The 24,397-nt window shown below is 44.9% G+C and carries 14 protein-coding genes; 5 read left to right on the forward strand and 9 right to left on the reverse strand.

From position 1 onward, the window contains the following. Positions 1-19: 19 nt before the first annotated feature. Entirely contained in the window at positions 20-823 is an 804-nt protein-coding gene (locus H6F44_RS01135) for a prepilin-type N-terminal cleavage/methylation domain-containing protein (RefSeq protein ID WP_199301936.1), read from the reverse strand. Between the two features lie 104 nt (positions 824-927). Further along, positions 928-10,449 (reverse strand): hormogonium polysaccharide biosynthesis protein HpsA, encoded by a 9,522-nt coding sequence (gene hpsA / locus H6F44_RS01140; protein ID WP_190349078.1) that lies wholly within the window; start codon positions 10,447-10,449, stop codon positions 928-930. A 226-nt stretch (positions 10,450-10,675) separates the two neighbouring features. On the opposite strand from hpsA, the gene H6F44_RS01145 reads away from it, so the two are divergent. Continuing rightward, complete coding sequence (locus tag H6F44_RS01145; protein WP_190349079.1) at positions 10,676-11,770, forward strand: cupin-like domain-containing protein; 1,095 nt, start codon at positions 10,676-10,678, stop codon at positions 11,768-11,770. Positions 11,771-11,973: 203 nt separating this feature from the next. Here H6F44_RS01145 and H6F44_RS01150 read toward each other — a convergent pair whose 3' ends face one another. After that, the gene (locus H6F44_RS01150; protein WP_190349080.1) at positions 11,974-13,353 is read right to left on the reverse strand and encodes a mannosyltransferase family protein; all 1,380 of its coding nucleotides are present in this window, start codon (positions 13,351-13,353) and stop codon (positions 11,974-11,976) included. Between the two features lie 7 nt (positions 13,354-13,360). Here H6F44_RS01150 and H6F44_RS01155 point away from each other — a divergent pair, with 7 nt between their 5' ends. Then, positions 13,361-14,767: a phospholipid carrier-dependent glycosyltransferase gene (locus H6F44_RS01155; RefSeq protein WP_190349081.1), complete on the forward strand. Its 1,407-nt coding sequence runs from the start codon at positions 13,361-13,363 to the stop codon at positions 14,765-14,767. Here H6F44_RS01155 and H6F44_RS01160 read toward each other — a convergent pair. The 5 genes from H6F44_RS01160 to H6F44_RS23720 all read right to left on the reverse strand — a co-directional run bounded on the left by H6F44_RS01160 (position 14,747) and on the right by H6F44_RS23720 (position 19,870). Then, complete coding sequence (locus tag H6F44_RS01160) at positions 14,747-16,756, reverse strand: hypothetical protein (RefSeq protein WP_190349082.1); 2,010 nt, start codon at positions 16,754-16,756, stop codon at positions 14,747-14,749. The genes H6F44_RS01155 and H6F44_RS01160 overlap by 21 nt on opposite strands. A gap of 83 nt (positions 16,757-16,839) precedes the next feature. Beyond that, entirely contained in the window at positions 16,840-17,577 is a 738-nt protein-coding gene (locus tag H6F44_RS01165; RefSeq protein ID WP_190349083.1) for a class I SAM-dependent methyltransferase, read from the reverse strand. Positions 17,578-17,654: 77 nt separating this feature from the next. Then, a complete protein-coding gene (locus H6F44_RS01170; RefSeq protein ID WP_190349084.1) occupies positions 17,655-18,437 on the reverse strand; it encodes a dolichyl-phosphate beta-glucosyltransferase in 783 nt (260 codons plus the stop codon). Between the two features lie 213 nt (positions 18,438-18,650). Beyond that, the gene (locus tag H6F44_RS01175; RefSeq protein ID WP_190349085.1) at positions 18,651-19,160 is read right to left on the reverse strand and encodes a hypothetical protein; all 510 of its coding nucleotides are present in this window, start codon (positions 19,158-19,160) and stop codon (positions 18,651-18,653) included. A 122-nt stretch (positions 19,161-19,282) separates the two neighbouring features. Beyond that, the gene (locus tag H6F44_RS23720; RefSeq protein WP_322096146.1) at positions 19,283-19,870 is read right to left on the reverse strand and encodes a DUF192 domain-containing protein; all 588 of its coding nucleotides are present in this window, start codon (positions 19,868-19,870) and stop codon (positions 19,283-19,285) included. A 169-nt stretch (positions 19,871-20,039) separates the two neighbouring features. Between H6F44_RS23720 and H6F44_RS01185 the strand changes: the two genes are divergently transcribed. The 3 genes from H6F44_RS01185 (at position 20,040) to H6F44_RS01195 (ending at position 23,493) form a co-directional block, all read left to right on the forward strand. After that, a complete protein-coding gene (locus H6F44_RS01185; RefSeq protein ID WP_190349086.1) occupies positions 20,040-22,259 on the forward strand; it encodes a glycoside hydrolase in 2,220 nt (739 codons plus the stop codon). A gap of 324 nt (positions 22,260-22,583) precedes the next feature. Then, positions 22,584-23,066, forward strand: coding sequence for a late competence development ComFB family protein (locus tag H6F44_RS01190; protein ID WP_199301940.1), 483 nt, complete (start codon positions 22,584-22,586; stop codon positions 23,064-23,066). A 130-nt stretch (positions 23,067-23,196) separates the two neighbouring features. Next, entirely contained in the window at positions 23,197-23,493 is a 297-nt protein-coding gene (locus tag H6F44_RS01195; RefSeq protein ID WP_190349088.1) for a hypothetical protein, read from the forward strand. A 101-nt stretch (positions 23,494-23,594) separates the two neighbouring features. Here the strand turns inward: H6F44_RS01195 and H6F44_RS01200 are convergent, their stop codons facing one another. Next, positions 23,595-24,344, reverse strand: a complete 750-nt coding sequence (locus H6F44_RS01200) for an ABC transporter ATP-binding protein (protein WP_190349089.1) — start codon at positions 24,342-24,344, stop codon at positions 23,595-23,597. Between the last annotated feature and the right edge of the window lie 53 nt (positions 24,345-24,397).

A 24,397-nucleotide genomic window follows, 5' to 3' on the forward strand; every position in this document is an offset into this window, starting at 1 on the left:
TCTAGTTGTTTTTTGTGAATTAATTTCTTGAACCGATACCTGTTTTAATGTCATCAAGGTTATTTGCATTTACCGTGGGCATTATTTGCGATCGCATTGTCACCAATGGGCAGAGAATCGAGGCTGTGCTAGAAAATGGGGTTTTGCTTCTGGCACATTCTGGTTCAGTGCCTTTTTTGAGAGTATTTGCACCATTGAGCGCATCGGCACGATAGACCCGCACCGCCAACCAAAAGCCCTGACGTTGTAGATCTGTTGCTGCTGTTGCTGAAGAACTCAAAGGGCCACTTCGCATCGGTTGGATCACCAGATCTTGAGGATCGTTAACACTAAATCCATTACCATCGGCATCAATTCTAATGCCGCGTACTGGGTTGGCCGCCGAGGTGCTATCTAGGGTGATTAGGGTGGCTGTGGGCGGAGCAATACTTTCAAAAACGTACTGCCCTTGAGCATTTTGGCTACTTGAGATCGGCGGCAACACGATATTGTTAGGAAATGTGCTGACATCAATCACACCACCGCGCACTGCGTCTATGTAGGATCGGGCGGCTTGAGTGGCTTGGTCGATACGGCGAGCATTAACACGGGCAGAGGTCGACAGTGCCACCATCGGCGCGATCGCCACAATCAAAACGCTTACCACTGCCGCCGCTACCAATGACTCGATCAATGAAAATCCTGCTTCTGGGTTGGCTTTTTGATCTGGCGATCGCTTAGCTAAATTAGAGGCAATGACATTCACTAGCGCTAGCCTTGGCGATCGTGTTGACATATCTGAACAGTGGCAATTTGACATTAGATTTGACATTTGCTTAGACATTGGTTGTCATCCTCCGCTTAAATGTTCGCTAATACTGATAGACACTGATAGACAAAATAGTATTGCCATTTTGTCTATCTCAAAACCCCGTAGGGTTAAATTAATTATTGATACACGTTGGGAATTGTGCCATCGGTAGCCGCCGCCCCGCCATAGAATGAGCTATTGCAGCTAGACTTGAGGTCAGTACCGCGTAAGGTGCGGCGGCGATAGTTGGTTGGTAGGACACCGATACCTTTTCTTGTATTTTCATCGATTGTTGATGGCTCCAGGGCGCATAGTAATCCCTCTACCCATTTATCATCGGCGCTAACCTCTCTAAAGAATTCATTAGCCCCTGGAATCGGTACGGCAAAACGTTCGGCAAAGCGATCGGGTTGCTGGGTCAATAAGCCCACATCATAGCCCCATAGGCGGTTAGGTGGAGCATAGTAAGGAATACGGCTACCTGTAAATGATTGATATTGGAGATTATAGCCGCCCGAAATACGGCCGTCAGTCGTGCCTGTACCAGGATGAGCGGGATTGAGGAAGACAGTGGTGGTGTCGCTGATACCGTCAACTTGTGGCGTAGTTGGTGCAAAGGGGGCGGTAGCAAATCGGCTCTTTGTATTTTGGATAAATCCACCTGTGATCTTAATTGGTATATCTGCCCAATTTTCCAAGAACCTCACAAAGTTTGCCAAGCCGCCACCTGCCTCAGCGATATTAGCTTGGGCGGCTGTGCCAGTGGCAGTGCTGCCAAATAGGGTGCTAGAGGCGCGGTATGGTACTTCATTTCGCGCAGGGCTGTTACCTGCGACAAAGTAGATATTAATTTCGGTTCTGACGGGGCGAATTGTCCATTGTCCTGATCGCACAGAACTAACGCCAGTGCCTTGGGGTGTACCATTGATACCACCTTCGGTAGTTATAGATGCGGGTTGTTGGATCGTGGTTGTGCCATCGGCTAGGGCATTAGGCACACTAAGCTGTACCACTGGCAACAGTTGCGGTTGCTCAACTGAGGTCATCGCCACAAATAGAGTTTCGCTATTAACTTTTTTGGCATCTCCCCATAGACCCAAGAAGCGCACACCTCTGAAGGAGTTGTAGTCTTTGCTGGTTGTCGGATCGAGTCTAGTTGTGAATACGGAAGTATTATCTTCAGTGGGAGTGCCAGTACCTATGGTATAGCCCAAGAAATTACCAGTAATAATATTCGGTCTGCCCTTCATCCCTTCAAATACGAATGCAGGCTCAGCCCCTAGTTTAAACTCTGCATCACCATCAATGTTGACTTCATTTGCAACACTGTTGCAGTTGTATCCACCAGCAGGCGGCGGAACTAAGGATAGCTTGACCTTAGCACCAGCTTCACAAGCAATGTAATAGGGTGTACCTGCACTCAACCCTGATGGCAAAGTATTAGTACCATCAGAAAATATAATGCGTTTACCAATTTTTATACGCTGGCTATTAGGATTGCTAGGGAAAAGAATAAAGTTATTGTTGGCAGGGTTTCCTGTTGCTGCCGTCGATTTGACAGGATCTAGCCTTTCTTCTGCCCTTGACGATACCCAGAAAATGTTATTGGGATCAACGCCGTCTAGCTTGATTTGCAAGCCCTTAAATTCGATACTTTCATTGGGCAAGCCTCTGAAAATGAATACGGGGCTAGGTCCACGGCGGATGCTGGTGGGGGTGCAAGCACTATCTGCATTTGTTACAGGGTCGGCACAGTTGGCTCTGAGGGTCAATGTGCCTGATAGCGATCGCAGATCTGGCGCTACTGCAGGATCGCCTGTGGGCTCAGTTGTGCCGAGGCTGCTGATGTTATAGACCTGAACGCGATTGTCGGCAAAGGTGTTTCTGGCTCTGACGATCGCATCCATACTAAAGGCAAATCTGCCAATCCCCACCTTGGTGTTATCAGTCCCAAGTTCTTCGTCAACGATATTTAAGGCAGCGCCGCCCGAGGTTTTGGCAATCTTAAAGCGATTGTTAAATCCAGTTTGAATTTCGCGGACGTAGTAGGTTGACTTAACATCTAGCCTTCTGACAATGATGCCATTGCCACTTAGAAGTGGCACATTCACAAATGTTAGCGGATCACCATTAAGGGTGTCAGATAAACCAAACTGAGTACCAGAGCGATTTACCACATAATAATCAGTATCAACGGTTAGAGGAACGGGCAGTAGGGGTAGAGTGCCTGTAAACCTGATTAAGTCGCCATTTACTAGGTCTGCGCTAGATACCAAACTATTGGCGATCGCTCCTCCTGTAAAGCTGAATGACTCAGTATATTTAGGTAACTGTCCATTTTTGCTGACAGGGAAGACGCGCAGGGGCTGATTTTCGGTAAATGTTACGCCTGTTGTATTAACATCGGCGGTAAGGAGGTCGTTGGTTGTGGGGACAAAGGGAATTGCGCCACGCACAAGGGCATCGGCAGTGGCTGGCAGTGGCACAACGCCAGTACTGTTGGTAACGTTAGGCACTAAACCAATAAAGGCATCGGCTCCTGTATTTCCAGGATTAAGCTTGGCGCTCAGCAAGCCAGTACCGCCTGTTAAGGTTGTGCCAGTATTGGGATTGGGTAATGTTCCGACAAAGTTCCTAATTGCTTGACCAGGACTATTTGCACCTTGAGGACAACTGCCAGCGCTGATGTCGGTTTTGCTTAGGGATGGACGCTGGATCGCTTGATAATTGCGGGTGTTGCCCGTGCCGCCGCAGACTGTAAAGCTAGTGGCAGGTTGGACTGAACTAGTTGCGTTAATACGACTAACATTGTCGGATGGGAAGTGGGGGTTGTAGGGAAGATTGAGGTTGAGCAGGGTGACGGTGCTATCGGGATCTGGAGCTTTGACGATGCTAGTATTAAAGTCATAGGGCTTGGTGGTGCAGCGATCATCGACAGTGCCATTGCTGAGGTTGATGCAGGGGGTGGGCGGCAATACTAAGCTGCCTGTGGAGTTTAGATTTGCCCTAAAGCTATTAGCACCACTGCCAATAACAGGGAAACTGAGGTTATTGATAAACAGGTTGTTATTGTTTTGATAGCTGATGTTGCCACCTTCACCAAGATAGTTGGCATTGCTTACTGCTGTCCTAAACCATAGACTACGGTTTGCGCCAGTGGGGCGATCGCGCCGCATTTGCCGATTATTAGCGTTAGTAGCATTATTCTCAGAAATTGCTTGCGTGAAGTCACCAGGCAGCATGGGAATTTCGCCGCCAGAGGCTGGACGGGGTGGAATATTCGGGAAGATATTCTCATTGGGATCTGTTATATCAATAGTGCCATCACCATTGACATCTTCGCCCCATACATATCGTCCGCCCTGTGTTCCGCCATTTTCTAAATTAGAGGGTGGATTAAATGGACGGTTAAAAATATCGCCAGAGGCATGGGGGAATGGATAGGCAGCCGCAGGAGATGAGATCATTGAGAAGGGTAAGCCCGATGGCTTGGGCAAGCTGGCAAATACTGGAGGAGTAATTGAGTTAAGAATAGGTCCACCACCACCAGGCGTTGGCGTTGGCGTGGGTGTTGGTGTTGGCGTTGGCGTTGGCGTTGGCGTTGGCGTGGGTGTCGGTGTCGGTGTCGGGCAAGGCCCTGATGGAATTTCGCGATCATCGTTATTTGTATTAGTTAATCCCGATTCACAAGTGGGAGATTGATTCTCTTCGGGATCTCGAGAAAGGATTCGTCCGCGCCTCGTGCGATTACTACCGTAGGTGGCTTGAGGTCCCCGAATATTATCAAGACGAATCTCAAAATCTTCATTATTTGGCTCGTCAGCGCTATCGCGAACCACCAACACAGTCACAGTTTTGACAGTCGGATCGTCGGCTGTACCAGTGGGACCAGTCCAAGTCAGTACAGTACAGTAACGATCTGCTTCACAAGTGGCTTGTTCAGGTATAACAGTTTCTGGACTACTTGCGCCAATTCTCAGGCGAGGATATTGTCCACCGTTGGCAGTAACTGGAATGCTGGCGGAGATAGTACCTGTACCTGCGGTGACTGCGCCAGTTGTACCGTCTAGCGTCTGAATATTGACAGCACTAGGCACAGTCATAGCTAGTGCTGTTGATGATGGATTGACTAGACGATTAAGATAGTCAGCTTTAGTTTGAGGATCAGCGTCATTTATAGTTGGGAACTTGGAAGGTAAGCCTGGGAAATTGGAAGCCCCTATTTCACCTGGTTGAGCGGTTCCAGTCCTCCTGAGCGTGACCCTAACCCGTATTGTTTCTCCTGCGGCGAGGGTGGCTCTGTCAGAGCCTTCTATCTGGACATTAAAGTTAAATCTTCTGTAAACAGCATTATTCGTACTACGAGATCTATTAGTGGGGTTATTAGTAGGATTGGTAGCGCTAGTACTACTCTGACCACTCTCGTTGTCAGGAGAGTTGGTTACACTGCCTTCTGCTGTATTAGGACTGGGGATAGTTGTTACACCATTATTGTCACCAGTTCCCCAAGTGACTGTGGGTAGATTGTCGGACCCAAGCTGATCTTCAAGAGCGCCAATAGCAGCGCCGCCAGTTGCTTGGTTCTGATCGCGTCTACGACCTTCTGCAATATCTTGGTTGCCACTGCTAATCGTTACCCTGATACCACGCTCAGGACATGGCACAGTGCCATAGCTACTATTATTGTTGTTGTTGCTAAGGTCAAAAGGAGTGAGGCGATCGCCCATCACATGGGGGAAAGTATAGCCAGTTGTGGCATTGTCACCATTAATAACCCCAATACCAAGCGGGAAAATCACAGGGGGGCTAGCAGGATTTCTACAGCTACTAGCAAAAAGTAACTGTTGATTGCCATCTTTGTAAATATCATCAAAGCGCAAGAACGAAACCCTGCGGGCATAGCGAGAATTATCATTAGAAATAAATCTAGGTGCGCCTGCTGCTGTCGAGACAACTCCAGTCGTGGCATCAAACGCAGGTAAAGTGGTTGTACCCGCGCCAGCCTTCACCCAATCGGAGAAAGTACATTCACCAACAGGGAACTTGCGGCACATCTCCATGCCATATTCAGGGAAATTGACCCGCCGTTGAATTGGTGTAACCCCATTGGCATTGTAACTAGCAAGGTTGCCATTATTTGGAGGGGTCGCGGCGGGATTAGCAGGCCAGAAATTAGAATCGTCAACGGCGGCTCCATCAGAGTTACGGCGATTGAGCCAGAGGGCGCTCGTGGCAAAATTATTATTAAAGAAACCAGAACGGCGGCGCTCAAGCACATAGGTACTATCCTTGGGCGGATCATTGGGATAGCGTACAGGATTTAATTGCGATTGCCAGTTAATGCTAGTTGAAGTATTGGCATTATTTCGCAGGTCAAAATCGCCATCGGTGCGATAGCCATCGCGGAAATTAGCAGATAGCACCGTGACCGCATCCGCCAAAACCGTGGCTGGTCGCCATTGATCTCCCAAGGTGCAAGTGGGGTTTTGACCAGGACGACAGGCAAAGTTAGGATCAAGCTCGTCATTATTGCCATTATTAGCGTGGCGGCGATAAAAATTGCTCCAATCATCTTGCAATAGCTGCGTAAACTCTTCGCGAGTATGCCTATTAAAGGCAGGAACCTCATTAGCAAGTGTGGTGGAGTTAGTGGGATCTCTTTGCGCCCTGACATAGACAGGCAGGTTAGACACAAGGGTTAAACCCTTTTCGCCCTTAGTTGCTTCTGTCCAAGGATAACTGGCATAGGTAACATCTGAAACTGGCAACTCATTGTTGACTCTATTGAGGTTGGCAGTATTGGTGAGAGCGCTGCGCCAGAGACGATAGCCATTGATCAGGCGGATCGCGCTAGGCTTGCGGGTAGGATCGAGGAGGAAGTCGGTAGAGCTTAGGTTTTTGCGCTTGGCTAGAGGTGTGGCGATCGGATCGAGGGTGGTAGAGTCGCGATCGTAATAGCTGAGGTCTTCGAGCGCATCTTCACGGGTAGCATAGACAACGCCACTATAGGGGAGTAAATAGTCAGTGGCAACCCCCGTGTTATTGCCGCCAACAAGCCTAGACCCACGCAGCCGATCCATGTCAATATCTGTGGTACGAATTTCCAGAGGTTGACGCTGCTCCAGTTCCAAATCGTAAATATCGCCACGATTTTTGGCGACTAGAGCTAAGCCCTGTGATCCAGCAGTATCAGTAACTCGTGGCTCATTACCAACAGCCGCCTCGGTCAATGACTCATTGCGATTGAGCGATTTTACTTCCCGTCCATCTAGAAACGCACTCTCTTTGAAAGCGCCGTGGGGAATTTGCACTGAGGTGAGGGCGGTGCTGCCTGAGGCGGCGGCGGGGGTAATACTAGCAGAGGCGGCGTTGGTGTTGGCAAGGGTGATCGAGCTGTCCAGAATTTGGAGGGCGCAGAGGTTAGAGTCAATGGTGGATTGCTGCGGTAGGGTCAATCTCGCTACGGCAGGGTTAGCTGAGTTGCTAGTAATAATCTTTTTGAGAGCCTCACGCAATGGCTCATTGGCAAAGCGTCCGTTAGGGAAGATTAGGTTCGCCTGATATGCCAATTTTTCGCCATAGGAGCCTGTCGTGGTTAGGGTTCTCGCAGCATTAGTAAATCTAAAAATGCCACTGCCTACGGTGCTAACACTGGTGTCATAGAATAAGCCCGATGCTGTGTCATACCGAATATTGGTAAAGGTGACATCGGTGGAGGATGCTGTCCTGCCAACATTGTAGACTAGCCCATTATTAGAACGTCCTTGAGCATCGGCATTCCAAGGGGCAGCCGTTCCGCCAATGGGTGCATTTCTGGCAGTAATGGCATTGGAAGGATCGTAGTAGCTGCTGACACAGGCGATCGGGGCTTGGTAGTTGGTTGGTGCGCCGATCGCATTATAAGCGTCATATTTGTAGTGATAGATCGCCGATGCCCGCATTTGCAGATCGCCTTTGCGATTGTCAACGGTCGTACTCCAGCCATCAACATCATTCCCTGCATCGGGGTAATAGTAACCTGCGGTTGACCTCGGAGGGGTGGTGGCATTATTGAGCCAGCGCACATTCCCTGTCATGGGCATGGAGTCTTGCCAAACCACATAGTTGCGATTGTCATCAACGCATTCTTTGGTGGTGGTGTTGCAGCTAAGCTGGGCAAATTTGCGCTCATCAATGTCGCCTGTAATGGGGTTGTCAATAGGCTTGCCATTCCATAGCGGCATACTCGACTCATCAAGATCTAGCACTGTGCCAGTGGAGCTGCTGCGATCGTCGGAGAAACCTGTATGGAAGCGGGGTAAAAATGTGTCATTGATACTGCGGCTGTAAATACCTGCATTGGTGACAACACGCAAGCCACCAGTACGGGGTGATGGTTCTGGCGTTTTGATGGTGGGGTTAGTCGGATCGGTGATGGAGGGGTCAAGGGCGGCGGAGATTTCCCAGAAACCACCGCGATCGGTTACGCCAAGATTGCTAAGGGGGGTTGATCTAGTGAGGCGATAGCGCTCAGTACTGCTTACAGTTGCACCGCTAGTATCACTAGCGTTGTTCCAAAATACAGAAGCATTGGTGGTGAGGGGGTTTGGCTCAGTGTCACCAACAAATTCTAAGGAGCCTGAAACGGTATTAAGCTTTAGCCATTTTGCGGGTAAGCCATTGCCCACGAGAACGCGATCGCCCAAAAATCTTTCATTGTTTTTAGCAACCTCGGTTGGATCTGCCGCAAAGATAGATAGGCGATTGGCTGAGCTGGGAGTGAGCAGTGACACGCCATTGGTCGAATCCAGAATCGCACCCTTGCCATCAAAGCCTGTCCCCGAAGGTAAGGAAAAACTGGCAATACCCTTACCAAAGTTGGCATTGGCATAGGCGGGCAACATCCAAGCGATCGGTGGCGCTAACTCATTAGGCTGTCCTGGGACGGGAATTGGAGTTAAGAGCGTAGTCGGGTCGGCAATTATGGGCGGGATTGCAGTGGTAAAGGGAACATCTCGGAAGGACACCTTACGGGTGCGTTCACCAAAATAGGCGGTTAAGGCAGCGCGTCTTGCCACTTCCACCTCATCATTAGAGGATAGAGCTTCGTCTAAAATGCGCTTGACTAGATCTTCTCTAACAGAAGTGGGATCGCCTTGGCTAGCAGGGCTGTAAGTTAGATTGGTCGATGTAAAGTTGCTGGGAATTGGAGAAGGAATTGTCACCGTGCTACGGGCGATCGCCGCATCAACTAAGCGCCCAATCCGCCGATTAAATTCAAAATCGTTGAGTGCCAAACCTGAACTACGGTTTTTCGGAATATTGACACTGCTATTGACGCTAACTGTGGAAGTATCGGCACTGCCAGTATCAGTAATTGTTAGCCTGCCCCCTGCAACAGTGTCAGGTGGTACACCAGCACCTCGGAAAAGATCCACTGATACATCCGTACCATTTGATAGCGTGGCAGGATCATCAAAAATTGCATTCCCTTCAACCACATTACCCGCAACCGCAATTTCACCATTCTTCTTTTCGTAATAGCAAGAACCGTATAAATCGGGATTTGTCGTGGTGGTTGGGGTACTGTCTAAGCTGCCCCCTGAGCTACTAACTTGATAGAAACTGATCGGGTTTTGCGATGCAGCCCCCACCATCAAATTACCAGCGCTATATATCCGTCCATTAATACGGAAGGTGGCAATATTAACGAGTTCCGTATCTCCTTCAAAGAATACAGCATTGTTATTTTGTGGCGATCGCGCCCGATCCTGTTGCAACTCAACCGCACTAATGGAAGTAGTACCGTTATAAATCTCGTAATTGGTCGAATTAGCAGGAAAACTTCTGCTATCTGTAATGGGTAAAGTAACGGCATAGACAAAAAATGATTTGCGAAGTCGATTGTCACTAGATACCGTCCAACCGCCATCACTGGCAATGTTTGTTACGCTCCCAGTAGAGACGCAAGCCCCTGAAAGCGTTGTCTCATCCATTGGTAAAGTCCTTGACTCAATGGGTGTGATCGGGCGGTTCGCAATTGTGGGTGGACGGGTGCGGAAGAGAATGCTGTATAAACCATAGGAATCAAATTTGCCATTGTTATCGGTGTCAATGGGAAACTTCCATGCCGTTGACACATATTCCCGATTCTCAATTTGGGCGGCAGTAACGTTAATATTGCCATCAGGAGTCGTGGCTGATGATGTGCCGCGAAAATCGTAGACTAGTTGCAGCCTCGTCTCATCGGGCAGAGTATATTTGCCGCTATCGTTAGTAATAACACTATCAAGGGTGAGTTCGGGTGGTGTGGTACGCGGCAGCTTGCCATCACTGAGCAAAGCATCAATTTTTGCCCTTGCGCGATCGACTATGGGCGTGGCTGCACTTCTAAAAACTTGCTCTTGTCTGGCACTAGCGGCACTTTGCGCCCTTTCTGAAGATCTAGATACGGTCGTAACCACGAGCAAAGTTACCACAAGGGTAACAAGTGTCACTGTTGGTAATACAAAGCCAGCCGCCGCCCCCTTGCCACGCCCCCGCGTTGCATTTAATAACTGCCGCACAAAGCGTCGACTAATCCTTACAGGACTACCGATTTTATTCAGCCATTTTCTTAATTTGGCAATAAATTCTGCAAAAAAACGATTAATTTTGCGGCTTTGATTAGAATCAGACATACACTTTTACCAACCTGACTGCAATATACTACCCAAGCCAGAGGCAAAAATTGCAAAAGCTTTGATCTAAGTTTGCAGTTAATTTGTAGATTTAGAGCAACTTGATTGACTATGCAGTCTCCCAATTTTGCCTAAGCTTTGTCTAAGCAATGATTAACCTAGATAAAATCTATCTAAAAACTCACACCCCAATTCGAGGTTATTTAACAATTCTCTAGAGGATTTTATGCCACCCAAATCATCCATCCCCAAAACACAACAACACTTCTCAACGTTTGATCCGCGTTACTTTTCGCAACAAATTCAAGTTACTTCAGCGCCCATGACCGATGAGCTGAGGCGTTGGATCGCGGACAACAAATTTGCTGGGGTTGGCGATCGCTGGCTTGTGCAGGAGCTAATAAATCACGGTATCAGCCCTAGCGCGGCTAACCGAGAAGTAACCACAGTTAGTCAAAATCCTTATTTTCAAGCGGGGCAGAAATTTCTGCAACTACTAAAAAAACACGAATCCCACGCTAGCATTCTTGCTGACCTAGCATCACTATCCCCACAATCACAATCGATTGAATGCAGAGAAAAGATTAGCCGCAACGATTTTCTAGAAAATTATTATGCTAAAAATGTGCCTCTAATCCTTACTGGGATCACCAATAACTGGGCAGCCCTTTCACTTTGGAATCCTGAATATCTAAAAACTAATTTTGGACAAGTTGAAATAGAAGTTCAGAGCGATCGTAACAGCGATCGCCTTTACGAAATCAATATCGAAAAGCATCGCCAAAAAATGCAAATGGCAGATTATGTGGATGCTGTTGTAAAAGGTGGGGCAACTAATGATTATTATATGGTGGCAAATAACGGCAATCTTGAAAAAACAGCACTGCGCGGATTGCTCAATGATCTAGAGATATTTCCTGAATATCTCGATCCTCAGGATACCGATGGTAAAGCTTTCTTTTGGTTTGGCTCAGGGGGAACAATTACGCCTCTGCATCACGATCCTGTAAATCTGATCTTTGTGCAGGTTTATGGTCGCAAGGTATGGCAAATTATTTCACCACATTACACCCATATGTTGTACAACTATCGCGGTGTATTCAGCGAAGTGGATATCGAAAATCCCGATTATGAAAAATATCCCCTATTTCAAAGGATTCCTATTATTGAAGTCACCCTCGAACCAGGGGATGCGATCTTTATGCCCGTTGGTTGGTGGCACGCTGTCAAATCCCTCGACATTAGTATTTCTATGTCCTTTACTAACTTTGTATTTCCCAATAAATATGACTGGAACTTTCCATCTATTACTTATACTTAAAACGCAGACTGTCGTGCCAACCGCTAAGCGGGCGACAAGGCATCTGGGTTTAGTTTATAACTATGTTGAGATACTTAATTATGTTAACCAAACAAGGTCAGTACAATTGGCTATTAATCGGGGGAGGGTTATTGGTATTTCTAGCCTCTCTTTTTTCAATTATGGGATTTTGATCGCTTTCCCTATCCTGTATTTAGTCTTATCTAAAATACTCGTGATAACGAGAACTGTATACAGTAAAAACAGAGAAGCATGGTTGTAATAAAATCCAGATATTTCTCAAGATGTTTATACTTGGAAACAAAAATTGCCAACATTATGTATAGGGTAAACATTCCCGTAATGTAGCGAGATCCACTTAACAGCCATGTTGGCGAAAATGATATAAGAATGTAAGCAAAGGAAAATAATGCATAGGATATTCTCATGTTTCTAAATGTATGTATAAGTATTGAGAAGGATAAAAAAAATAGAAATGTTTGTGGAATCCATACATTTATAGCCATAATTTTACCTAGGGCAAAGATATTTATAAAGCCATTTTTTAAGTTCTCTGCAAAAAAGCCAAAATTTTGTATCCAATGCTCTTTTTGATAGGTTAGAAACGTCAACCATTCACCAGACACAAATTTGTTGAGTAATAGATACCCAAACGTGCCAAATGGAACAAGTAGTAAACTAATCATCATTTGCAAATATGTCACAAAATATTTTTTATTAATGCTGGGTTGACTTTTTTTATTTAAATTGTTTAAATTTTTACATTCATAGATTATTTCAGTGATAATAGGTATCAGTAAAAGGATTCCCTGCGTTCTTGTAAGAGCAGCTAGTAAACCTAGAAATCCTGACAAAAGCCAATTTTTCTCCCTTAAAAAATAGAAAGTCATAATACATAGACACATGAAAAGACTTTCTGTATAGACTATACTAAAGAAAAATGAAAAAGGAAATATTAGGATATATTTTATTGTATTAAATGCTATTTCATCATTTTTTAGTTCCATCAGAATAAGTCGATAAACATAAAATAAAGCGACAATTAAAAATATATTAGATACAACTAATCCTGACAGGAAATAATCATTTATAAGTCTGTTGAAAATATTTATTAAGAGAGGATATAATGGATAAAAAACAATTAAGAATCTTTCATCTCCAGTATTTTGATAGCCATGCTGTGCAATTGAAAGATAATTTGCTGTATCCCACTTACTCCATATTGCTTTAAGATGTTCAAGTATAGATAGTTTGCCACTATTTTCTGATATATAAAATGTAAAGTTGAGTATAAAAATTGTCATTCTATTCACAAAGAAAAAAGGCAAAATTTTAGTTAGAATATCTAAATTTTCATATAGTCTAAAATTTGAAAATGGAAAATTAAGATAGTTTAATCGTTTGATTAGCTTGCTATCAGATTTAAATTTATTGACAGTAATATAGTTAGTCTCATTGTTATTAACTATAGGCAATATTTTGTCTGTATTGGAGTTCAATATTATCCTTTGAATCAGCAATATCAAGCATAGTAAAGTAATAAGCAAAGCTAAAATAGCGGTAGAATTAGCAAAAAAATTCATACAAATTATGTTAACCAAACAAGGTCAGTACAATTGGCTGTTAATCGTAGGGGGGCTATTTGTATTTCTAGCCTCCCTCTCTTTAAGGTTATGGGATCTTGATCGCTTTCCCTATCCTGTATTTGATGAGGTGCATTTTCCTAAGTTTGCCGAGAACTATTTATTGGGGATACCATCCAACGATGCACATCCGCCCTTAGGTAAATACTTGATTGCTTTGGGAATTGTGTTATTTGGACATAACGAAATAGGCGATCGCGTTGCCAGTGCGGTCATCGGTGCGGCGATTCCTTTGCTAGTGACGGGGCTAGTCTATCGTCTTACCTCAAAGACTTTTTTAGCCATATTGGCGGGGATAATGACCTTTGCCGATGGTTTGCTTTTGGTAGAGTCGCGCTATGGATTATTAAATGTCTTTCTGGTAGCACTGGGACTAGGATCACAAATTTTTCTGTTGACAGGTTTAGAAAGTCAATTAGCACATCAAGCAAAGTCACGTTGGCTAATGCTGAGTTTGTCAGGGATTATGCTTGGTTTTTGTGCTGGGGTCAAATGGAATGGTGCTGGTTTTTGGTTAATGACTTGGATTTTGATCGCGATCGCCTTATTGGCAAGAAATCCACTAATTCAAAAATTATTATCAAAGATGAATATAAATCTCAGCATCAAACTCGGTAAATTGGCAGACCTAGGGACTTTGCCTTGGTATCAATACTTGGTTTGTTTTGTGATTATGCCTGCGATCGCTTACATCCTCCAATGGACTCCCCACGTAATCATGGTACTAAAAACCTTTGCTCCTAATGCCACAGGCTGGCAATGGCTTCAGGCTTTTGGTAAACATTTAGCGATGAGTAACCAATATATTTACCAATGGAATACATCGCCTAGTTCTATTGGCACACCCGATCATCCGATCCATCCATACTGCTCAAGCGCTCTGTCATGGGCTTTGTCGATGCGTCCTGTTGCTTACTATTTCCATGCCGATGGCGATGTTTGGCAGAATGTCCATGCTTTGGGCAATCCGATTTTGTGGTGGCTATCGACCTTAGCGGTCATCGCGATCGCCTGTTGGGGAATTGTGAAAATGCGTCCAGCCCTAATCTATGTATCAGTGGGCTATGCCGCCAACTATTTCCCTTGGTTTATCGTCAAGCGTTGCCTATTTATTTACCATTACATGAGTCCTTCGGTATTTAGCTTCATTGCTCTAGCCATATTAACTAATTCCCTCTATCAACAAAAGCAGATTTGGGGCAAAATTCTCGCTGTCATAATTATGACGGCGATATTTTCAGCACAAATATTTTTCATGCCGATCTGGTTGGGTCTGCCCCTATCACCCCAAGCCTTTTATCAAAGAATGTGGTTTTTACCGAACAGCCCATTTTCAGGATTTAACTGGATCTAGAAAATTTGCGCGCAAAACAATGTAAATCAAAACCATAGCCATCGCCCAACTAATCTTGCTTCCCCATTGTTCGGCTTGAGTACCGACATACTGCAACCGCAATAAATGTCGACCTTGAGGAATGGCAACCTGTACTTGTCCCTGCGAGTTTGCATCTAGGAGAGCGCTTTTATCATCAATCCACACTTGCCATGCAGGATAATAAAACATTCGCAAAGTTAAATATTTATTAGATTGATTAGGATCGCCTTCATTGCCCAGAGATTGATTCTCCACCAAAATTTGCCTCCGTCCAAACTGCCATGACTGAATTTGGATCGACTCTGCGGTATCGGGCTCGGCATAACTCGCTAGTGGATAAGTGCGATCGGGGGGCATCGGCATTGTTACTTCCTTAGCGCGATATTCAGGCACATCAACGATCGCCAAACCATCAGCAAAGCGCCAATGCCACCAGAGTATCGATGTACCTTGCCCTTCCACATTTGGTTCTTTGGGAAATTCTTTTTGACTAGCAAGAGTTGTAAATTTAGTCACCAAGGCGGGATCGAATCCAGTATGTTGAAATACGATTTTGTCTGTGAATATATAGCTAGTCAATGTCAAACCAATGATGAGAACTGTGATAAATATTTGGGTTGATTTTCTTAATAAGAGCTGCACCATAATACAAGGAACTAATTTTTGGTGATGCGGCGAAGCCACGTCACCAAAAGTTTGGTTCCATATTTGCCAACCTAGACCACCCAAAATCATCGGTATTGTCGTGACCGTAAGACCATACCACCGCCAAGAAAATTGAATTTTTTGCAATATGGGAACAAATGAATAGAGCCATGCCCCTAAGTCAGTTGTCATTAGTAAGGCGATCGCACTGATGCTCAACCATAAGCCCATAGAGTCATTGCGGTTAATTAGCCAAGCGATCGCCCCAATTAGCAGCACCGTCACGATTAGTCCAAAGTAGGGAATCATGCCTGAACTGGTTTCAAACCAATGGCTAGCGAAATGAGGATGTAAGCTATGTAAGCCATCTAGGAGCAGGCGATTTTGTGGTAAATATTCAGGTGAGAAATTGATCGATGCAATTTGGACCAGTTGCTGATCGCAGATAATCGGCAATAGAAAAAAGCTAATTCCCACAAAGCCCAAAATGGCACTGAGATAGCAGCGTCCCACGGCAACAACATAATTGCCGATATTAACGATAAATCGCTGGCGCGTCCTACTAGCCCCCTCTGTTTGATCTTGTTGATCTTGATGCTTGAGTAAGTCTTTGAGCAACCACAGAGGGATTAGTAACCAGACTAAAAAACTAATCAACAGAGTTGGTAGATGCGATAGCCCCATCATTCCCCAAGCGATCGCTAAACTGATGGCATGGTTGGGTTGACTGAACGTTACAGGAGCTTGATTAACTTGATTAATTATTTGATCGATGAGTTTGTAAGTGGCTCGCAATACCCAAGGAATGAAGGCGATCGCCCAAACCTCAGCGATCGCCCCACGCTGATAAATATCAATCAAAAAATAGGGCGAAGCTACTGCTAAACCAGCAATCACTAAAGCCAACCAAGAGGGGAAGTACAGTTTTGCGTAGAGGTATATCCCCCAAGCAAGGGTAAAAGCTGCTAATACCATGCTCCCTATCAAAGATGAAGGCACATCCATTCCCAAAAGACTAAAGGGCAGAGTAGCAATCATTAACATTGGTGGATAGAAGACAAAAGTGGCATTACCGAAGCCAAAATTAGAAAACTCTAACCAGCGCGGATAAAGCTGTCCACTTGCAAATTGACGTTGATATTGAAATGCCCAACTTAGATTAAATTGCGTGGAATGGGTAATCGGATAGCCGTGGATAAGCATTGGTATAATTGCGATCGCGGCAATTCCCACTAAAACCAAGCCAAGCAATAATCCATTAATAAGTTGTCTTAAATTTAACTGTTTTGAGTGGAAATCTTGCTTTAGATAACTAAGCCCCATAGTTTTAGATAAATAATTACTTTGTAGAATGGACAGTCTATTGAGGCTTTGAGGAATACAAAAATATCTCCAATCTGCTTTGTCTATGGGAAGCGATTTTTTGCCAAACAAACAATCGAAACACCAAAAGGCAATGATATTTGTGATAGTAAATTTTTTTCCAGTTTAAACACTTGATAAAGCAGATTATTTATTAAGGTTGATGGGAGCTTAGCATCGGAGCTATGGTGACGCTGATTGAGATTGCCAACTAAACGAGTGATCACAATCAGAGGAAATAGAAATGTATTGAGATAGGACACAAATACGATTTCATATCCTGCTTGATTTAACAATTCCGTAAGACTTTTTTTAGTATAGCGGCGTTTGTGGTGGTGAATCTCGTCATGGGCGCTCCAAAGAAACTGATAGGCAGGGACTGTAATTAATATTTGACCTTGGGGCTTGAGATAATGCTTCGCCATGAGCAAAGCTGATAAATCATGATCCAGATGTTCAATCATATCGAGAAACATTACGAGGTCAAAATCATGCTCTGGCAAACTATTTTTTTCGAGAACCCCCTGCGTAACTTGAGTTAAACCCTTATCATGGCAAACCTGAACTGCGATCGCCTCAATATCTATTCCCCAAGCTTCATATTTACTAGCAGATTCAGTTTTAAAAGCTTCCAAAATAAAACCTGTACCACAGCCAACATCAAGGATCTTGCCTTGGGGCAAATATTGCCAAATTAGACTGGTCAGAATCTCGCGGCGGGCACGAAACCACCAATGCTGAGACTCTAATTCATACATTTCTTGATAAAGTTTAGTTTCCATGTGAGTAGCTCAACATAAATTAAAATCTAAACCCAGAAATAGTTCCGTCCGCTACGCGGGCAAAATTATCTCTTGGTTTAGCTACTTAATACACTTGTTTCTGTGTAGTTTTCTAGTAGATGTTTGCGGACTTGGCGCTTCATTTGTACTAAGACATAAAACATTTCCCAAGAGTCTCGCAATGGGGACACACTAGAGTTAGGTGAATTATGCCAAGTTATCGGCACTTCGCAGATGGAGATACCTAACTCTCGCGCTATTAATAATATTTCGACATCAAAAGCAAAGCGCGTAGTTTGTAGTAACCCAAAAATTTGCTTTGCAGTATGGGCGCGGAATACTTTAAAGCCACATTGCGTGTCATGGATACCATTAATTACAAATAGACGCACTAGCATATTAAAAATTCTGCCCATCAACTCGCGATAGAGGGGCTGATGCTGCACAATCTGAGACTGAGGTAAAGCCCTTGAACCAATGGCGATCGCGTAGTCGTTTTGAACTGCCGCAATTAATTTGGGTAATTCCGTAATTGGGGTCGATAGGTCAGTATCCATAAATGAGACATATTTGCCCCTAGCGGCTTCTATGCCAACTTTGACTGCATAGCCTTTGCCCATATTGTGCTGAAGATTGATCAATCTCAACTCAAAATCAGGAAATTGGCTAATGTACGCACTTACAATTTCTCCAGTGCGATCGCCGCTACCATCATTGACCACAATCACTTCAAATCGATCGCCCAATTGTTTCCCCTCAATTGCGGGCAATATCAATGGCAACTCCACCCTAAGTTGACTAATAGACGACAAAATTCGTTCTTCTTCATTGTATGCAGGTAAAATAATAGAAGTAAGCATAGTTTACGATCGATGAATAGAAAAGCACAATAGGTTAAGACTTACGCAAAACGGTCAAAATTAGGGGCAATTTATGAATTGCCCCTACGATAGAATCAGGATTTCAAGGTCTCTTGCGTAAGTCCTATAGGTACGGGATCAAGTATTCACTTTTTCACAACTATCCTCTCAGAATTTAGTGCTTAGCGATTGTGTTTGCGAAAGGCGATTTGATCAATAGCCTAGACTTTCATTATGATTTTGTTTTGGCACTTCGGAAACTGTCGCAGGCACCTCCCGCTTAGGACGCAGGGGCGCGGCTTGCAAAAACAAAGACTGCTCAGGACGTTCGCGTACTAACTCCCCTGGCTTATTTTGAATAGACTGTAATCTCTCATTATCAAAAGCACCAGTGGCATTGGTTAGCTGTCGCTCTTGGCGCTTTAGTTGTTCTAACTTTTTATATTGCTGATTCCATTGTTCTTGGGCATAGACTGTCCAGCCGTAAATCGCAAAAACCGCCACAGTCAATAACACCGTTGAGGCGATCGCTAACTTTTGAGTGGTAATTAGCAGCTTTAACCATAAAGGCAAAGGAAACTGATTAGTCCTTGGCAAACGCTTGAGATTGCGGTTAGGATTGCGAGTTTTCACCTGTTGAGGGGTGGGCAGACGCTTACCTTGGCGATCGCGAGGTTGAGGATATCGCTGCGGTTCGGAGACTCTGGCTCTGCTTGCTGTCATTTTTTTAACTCTACGCTCACTCAAATTTCACCACTGCTACTTTTACCATACTCAAGAGAGATGCCTAAATCAAGACCCTAGGGTCTAAACCATGAAAATTTGCAATCTTAGAATTATAGTGATTATTGGTTTTTTGGCAATAAAAATTTAATCATTACCTGATCGCCTTCTTTTAAGCCCAACTCCTGAGTTAGTCCAGCGCGTACCTCAATTACATTATCCGCCATAACCCCACCTTCAGGATAGATCGGACAAGGATCGCTCACACACATAGTGGCATTGCGGGCGATCGCCTGTACCTGGCCATTTAGCAGAAAGATCATATCCAGTGGTGAAGGCGTATTTTTCATCCAAAAAGCAACAGGACGCGCAGGCGTAAAAGGAAATAACATCCCGCGATCGTCGGGCAGAGGCGGACGAAACATTAGCCCTTGAGCTTGTTGTTGGGCGGTGGCTGCCACCTCTAGCTGGATTTCACGTCCAGCAATATTGACTGTCGCCGCAATCGGTAAATATTGGGCGGGATCAACCACTGCATTAGGTTGAGTAGGTGCGGTGGTTTTGATCGGTTGTGAGTCAGGGGTTCTAATTTGATCCGAAGCCACAGGTGTGTCGCAAGCCATCAATAGAAAACTTAAACAGGCTGCCAAGGCTAATGATAATTTAGGCTTGATGCCAATCTCAGGTTTGTATTTGGAGGTTTTTACCACTTTTTTGTTTTTTTATCTTTTTTTAGTTGAAAAATAGAGTTTGATCATCTTAATGTTTCAGCATCACCTGTTGTGCCATGGATCACTTAAATATTGTCTTTAGATCGAACTAGGATGAGGTATGTCACAATTTTTAGAAGTCCTGACCAGCAATATCGCCAGTTAAACTATGTCATATCCTTTACATATCGCATTCATCTGGCATCAACATCAACCCCTCTACAAAAGCGCGATCGCTGGTAAATATCACTTGCCTTGGGTACGCTTGCATGGAGTCAAAGACTATTTAGATATAGCGCTATTACTGTCAAGATACCCCAAGCTCCATCAAACGATCAACCTCGTCCCATCCCTGATTTTGCAACTTCAAGACTATGTATCAGGAGATGCCTTTGACCCTTATCTAGCACTTACCCTTACACCTGTCGATACCTTAACGCGATCGCAAAAGCATTTTATAGTTGAGCATTTTTTTGATGCCAATCACCAGACGATGATCGAGCCATATCCCCGCTATGCCGACCTACTGGCACAACGTCAAGCCTATGGCATTGAATGGTGTGTGAATAATTGGCAAGCCCCCGATTTTAGTGACCTCTTGGCTTGGCATAACCTGACATGGATTGATCCCCTATTCCGCGAAATTGATCCCGAAATTGCGGCATGGTATGAGCGGGGCAAAGACTTCACCCTAGCCGATCGCCAACGCATTTACAGTAAACAACGGGAAATTATTGCGCGAATCTTGCCGCAACATCGGCAAATGCAAAATAACGGGCAGTTAGAAATCACCACCACTCCTTACACCCACCCAATCATGCCCCTATTGGCGGATACCCAAGCGGGGCGCATTGCCGTACCGCAAATGTATCTCCCCAACAACAGATTTCGCTGGGAGCAAGATATTACTTTACAACTAGAAAAAGCTAAAGATCTTTACCGTCAACACTTTAGCCGCGATCCCAAGGGGCTATGGCCCTCGGAGCAGTCAGTCAGCCCCGCGATTCTGCCCCATGTGTCCAAGCAGGGCTTTTCTTGGTTATGCTCCGATGAAGGGGTCTTAGGCTGGAGCCTAGGGCATTATTTTCGCCGCGACGAGAGGGGATCGATCAATGCGCCCCATCTGCTCTATCAGCCCTATCGCCTTGAAACTGTGCATGGTGACTTGGCAATTGTTTTTCGCGATCGCCTGCTCTCTGACCTGATTGGCTTTAACTATGGCGCACTACTGCCCCAAGCCGCCAGCGATGACCTATGCGATCGCCTCCTCAAAATTCAGCAACAGCAAAATGAATATCTAGCCGAGCATCCCGAAGGGCAGCCTTGGCTGGTCACGATCGCCCTTGATGGTGAAAATTGCTGGGAATTTTATCCCCAAGATGGCAACCCCTTTTTAAATACCCTTTACACTAACCTTTCACAAAATCAAAACTTCCGACTTGTCACCGCCTCTGAATATCTAGAAAAATATCCGCCCATTGAAAAAATCCCCCCCCACCAACTCCATAGCGGCTCATGGATTGACTCCAGCTTCACCACTTGGATTGGCGATCCCGTCAAAAATCGGGCTTGGGAGTTACTCAGTGAAGCCCGCCAAGTCCTTGCCAATCACCCCGAAGCTACCCCTGAAAATAACCCTGAAGCATGGGATAGCATGATGGCAGCCGAAGGCTCAGACTGGTTTTGGTGGTTTGGTGAAGGGCATAGCTCCAATGACGATGCCATGTTTGATCGCTTATTTCGCGAACATCTGCAAGTCCTGTACCGTGCTGTCAATGAACCCGTACCCCATGCCCTGCTCTATCCCCTCGAACCCCATGATGTTCCTAGCAGCGATCGCCCCACCAACCTGATCAACCCGAGCATCAATGGCAAATTAGACAAAGATGACTGGCAGGGCGCAGGACAGATCGAAATCAGTGGCGCTAGGGGAACCATGCACCAAACATCTCCCGTCAAGCGTCTGTGGTATGGATACGATCATTTTTATTGTTACTTACGCCTAGAATTTAGTAATCTAGAGAATGTATTTCCGAGTCAACTGCATCTATTGTGGTTTTATCCCCAAAGGATACACCCCAATAGTCCAGTGAGACTAAGGGATATGCCTGATGTATCGCCACTAAACTATTTGTTTCGCCATCATTTAGCGATCAATTTTGCCGATAAATCAGTTCATCTGCAAGAATCCTTGGAAGACTTTCGTTGGAAAACGATCGCAACTCACACAAAGATTGGGTTTGAGCAATGCTTAGAAATTGCTATCCCTTGGAGCGACTTGGCAGTCAAGCCTCAATCGATCGCCAGATTAGTTTTAATGCTTAGCCAAAAAGATCATTTCCAAATGTCTTTGCCTGAGTACACCATTATCCCTATTGAAGTACCATAGTTTAGGAAAATGCGTGAAAATGTATTTATATGTATTTATACTTTCATGGGTTTCACAAGCGTAAAGTGCTGTAAGCGGTTATAACCAATTGAGAGATGTCAGCCATCTTTTAATTGCAAAACCCTTACTGAGTTTGGTTGTTAACTCGCAAAAGTGTCGTCAAGCTTTAGTGAATTGGTATTACGATTTTCAAAATGAAATCTAGCTCTATTTTGAAAGTTGATATTAGCGTTATTAACAGAGATCACAGTGGAAAATCAAGAAAAGACTAGCATTGAGTTGATCGTTGAGCAGGCTTTGCAGGATGGCTACCTAACTCCAGCCATGGAAGCCGAAGTGGGGCGGATCTGTGACAGTGCTTTTGAACTGTCTGTCCAAGAGTACATGGCGTTAGATCGTTTGATGGGGGCTTTGCTGACTGGGGAAGTGGTGGCAGTACCGCGCAAACAATTTATTAACGTAATGGAAGAGTTGGTACTAAGTGAGGCAGTGGCGCGGGTTGCCGAGATTGAGGCAACTACCAATAAGGTTTTAGATTTGGGGGATATTGCCGCCTATGCCCTCAATCGCCTGCCACCCCTCTATGCCACCACCGAGCAGGGCGCAAACTATCAAAGGGAAAGGGCATTAGCTGATCTTCAGCATTTGATCTCCCAACAGGTCAAAGAGGCGATCGCCCGTAATATTGATCGTCCTGAATTTTTCCCCGATCGCTCAACCTTTGGCTCTAAAAACAAAGATTCAGTCCTATCGCAGCTTAGTACCCTGTTACAGGCATATGCCCCAGACTTTGAGGAAAAGTCGTAAACCCATAAAACTTGGTAATGCCAGGTTTTAGCTCACACACCAAAGCTCCGTACTATATCCATTTACAGGATGAGTGACGGAAGCCTCCAAGTTTAAGATTATTGGTCAATCCCAAACACCCCTAAAAAATATGTTTGATTTACTTATAAGCGCAGCCGTCACTACTAATCAGGTTCAAATTATTTCTCAAGCTAAATTAACAACTGTTTACCTACCAGTCTCAACCAAACAATCTAATCAATCAGGCTGTGTTGCTTTTACAGCTACCAATAATACTGGTAGAACTGTTAAAGATGTTAATGCTAATCTTCGTGACAATAAGGGGGTAATCACGAAGCGGTTTTTGGTTTCATCTTTGGGTAATGGTAAATCTACGACATTTCTCGTATGCAACAGTGGTTTTTCTAGTGTTGAAGCCCGACAGTAAGTTGTGAAGATATCATTTCTACAGGGATTTAGTTTCTGTACGTCAGGATTATCATTGGTTTTTAACTCACAAAAGTGTTGTCTCATTTTTGTGAATTAGTATTAAATATGCCCTAAATTTTCAGGTGCTAAGCGATCGTTCACAATTTGACCATCCCGAAACCAAATAATGCGGCGAGTATTTCTTGCCACATCCGCCTCGTGAGTCACCATCACCACCGTAATGCCACTGGCATTCAACTCGCCAAATAGCTCCATGACCTCAGCAGTGGTGTGAGAGTCTAGCGCCCCTGTCGGTTCATCGGCAAGCAGCATTACAGGATTATTCACCAACGCCCTCGCGATCGCCACCCTTTGCTGCTGTCCACCCGACATTTGGTTAGGACGATTATTCATGCGATTGCCCATAGCCACACGCTCTAATGCTAGCGCCGCCCGTTCGCGCTGCTCCTTGGGGCGCACATTAGCATAGGCCATCGGCAACATCACATTTTCGATCGCCGATAATTGTGGCAATAAATGATATTGCTGAAACACAAATCCCAATTTCAGATTCCGCACCCGCGCTAAATCCGCATCCTGCATCCCTGATACATCCTGTTCATCCAAAAAGTAATGCCCTGCGGATGCAGTATCGAGACAGCCAATAATATTCATACAGGTAGATTTACCTGAACCCGAAGCGCCCATAATTGCACAATATTCGCCCTCTTGGATCGTAAAACTAACACCATCCAGCGCCTTCACCAAGGTGTCATCTTGACCGTAATATTTGCAAACATTGACCAGATTGACGATATTGCGTTTGGATTCAGTTTTTTCTAAGGGTAGGGGTAAGGAGGTGGTAATCATTGTTTAGGGATGGATAATGAATATTATTATGGTCAGCGCGAAGCGCTGACCAT

It is taken from the genome of Pseudanabaena cinerea FACHB-1277 (genome assembly GCF_014696345.1).
Lineage (GTDB): Bacteria > Cyanobacteriota > Cyanobacteriia > Pseudanabaenales > Pseudanabaenaceae > Pseudanabaena > Pseudanabaena cinerea.

Coding starts and splice junctions, on each gene's coding strand:
- H6F44_RS01170 (WP_190349084.1), bottom strand. CDS start 18,437: ATGCTTACTTCTATTATTTTACCTGCATACAATGAAGAAGAACGAATT.
- H6F44_RS01200 (WP_190349089.1), bottom strand. CDS start 24,344: ATGATTACCACCTCCTTACCCCTACCCTTAGAAAAAACTGAATCCAAA.
- H6F44_RS01165 (WP_190349083.1), bottom strand. CDS start 17,577: ATGGAAACTAAACTTTATCAAGAAATGTATGAATTAGAGTCTCAGCAT.
- H6F44_RS01195 (WP_190349088.1), top strand. CDS start 23,197: ATGTTTGATTTACTTATAAGCGCAGCCGTCACTACTAATCAGGTTCAA.
- H6F44_RS01135 (WP_199301936.1), bottom strand. CDS start 823: ATGTCTAAGCAAATGTCAAATCTAATGTCAAATTGCCACTGTTCAGAT.
- H6F44_RS01145 (WP_190349079.1), top strand. CDS start 10,676: ATGCCACCCAAATCATCCATCCCCAAAACACAACAACACTTCTCAACG.
- H6F44_RS01190 (WP_199301940.1), top strand. CDS start 22,584: ATGGAAGCCGAAGTGGGGCGGATCTGTGACAGTGCTTTTGAACTGTCT.
- H6F44_RS01185 (WP_190349086.1), top strand. CDS start 20,040: ATGTCATATCCTTTACATATCGCATTCATCTGGCATCAACATCAACCC.
- hpsA (WP_190349078.1), bottom strand. CDS start 10,449: ATGTCTGATTCTAATCAAAGCCGCAAAATTAATCGTTTTTTTGCAGAA.
- H6F44_RS01150 (WP_190349080.1), bottom strand. CDS start 13,353: ATGAATTTTTTTGCTAATTCTACCGCTATTTTAGCTTTGCTTATTACT.
- H6F44_RS01175 (WP_190349085.1), bottom strand. CDS start 19,160: ATGACAGCAAGCAGAGCCAGAGTCTCCGAACCGCAGCGATATCCTCAA.
- H6F44_RS01160 (WP_190349082.1), bottom strand. CDS start 16,756: ATGGGGCTTAGTTATCTAAAGCAAGATTTCCACTCAAAACAGTTAAAT.
- H6F44_RS01155 (WP_190349081.1), top strand. CDS start 13,361: ATGTTAACCAAACAAGGTCAGTACAATTGGCTGTTAATCGTAGGGGGG.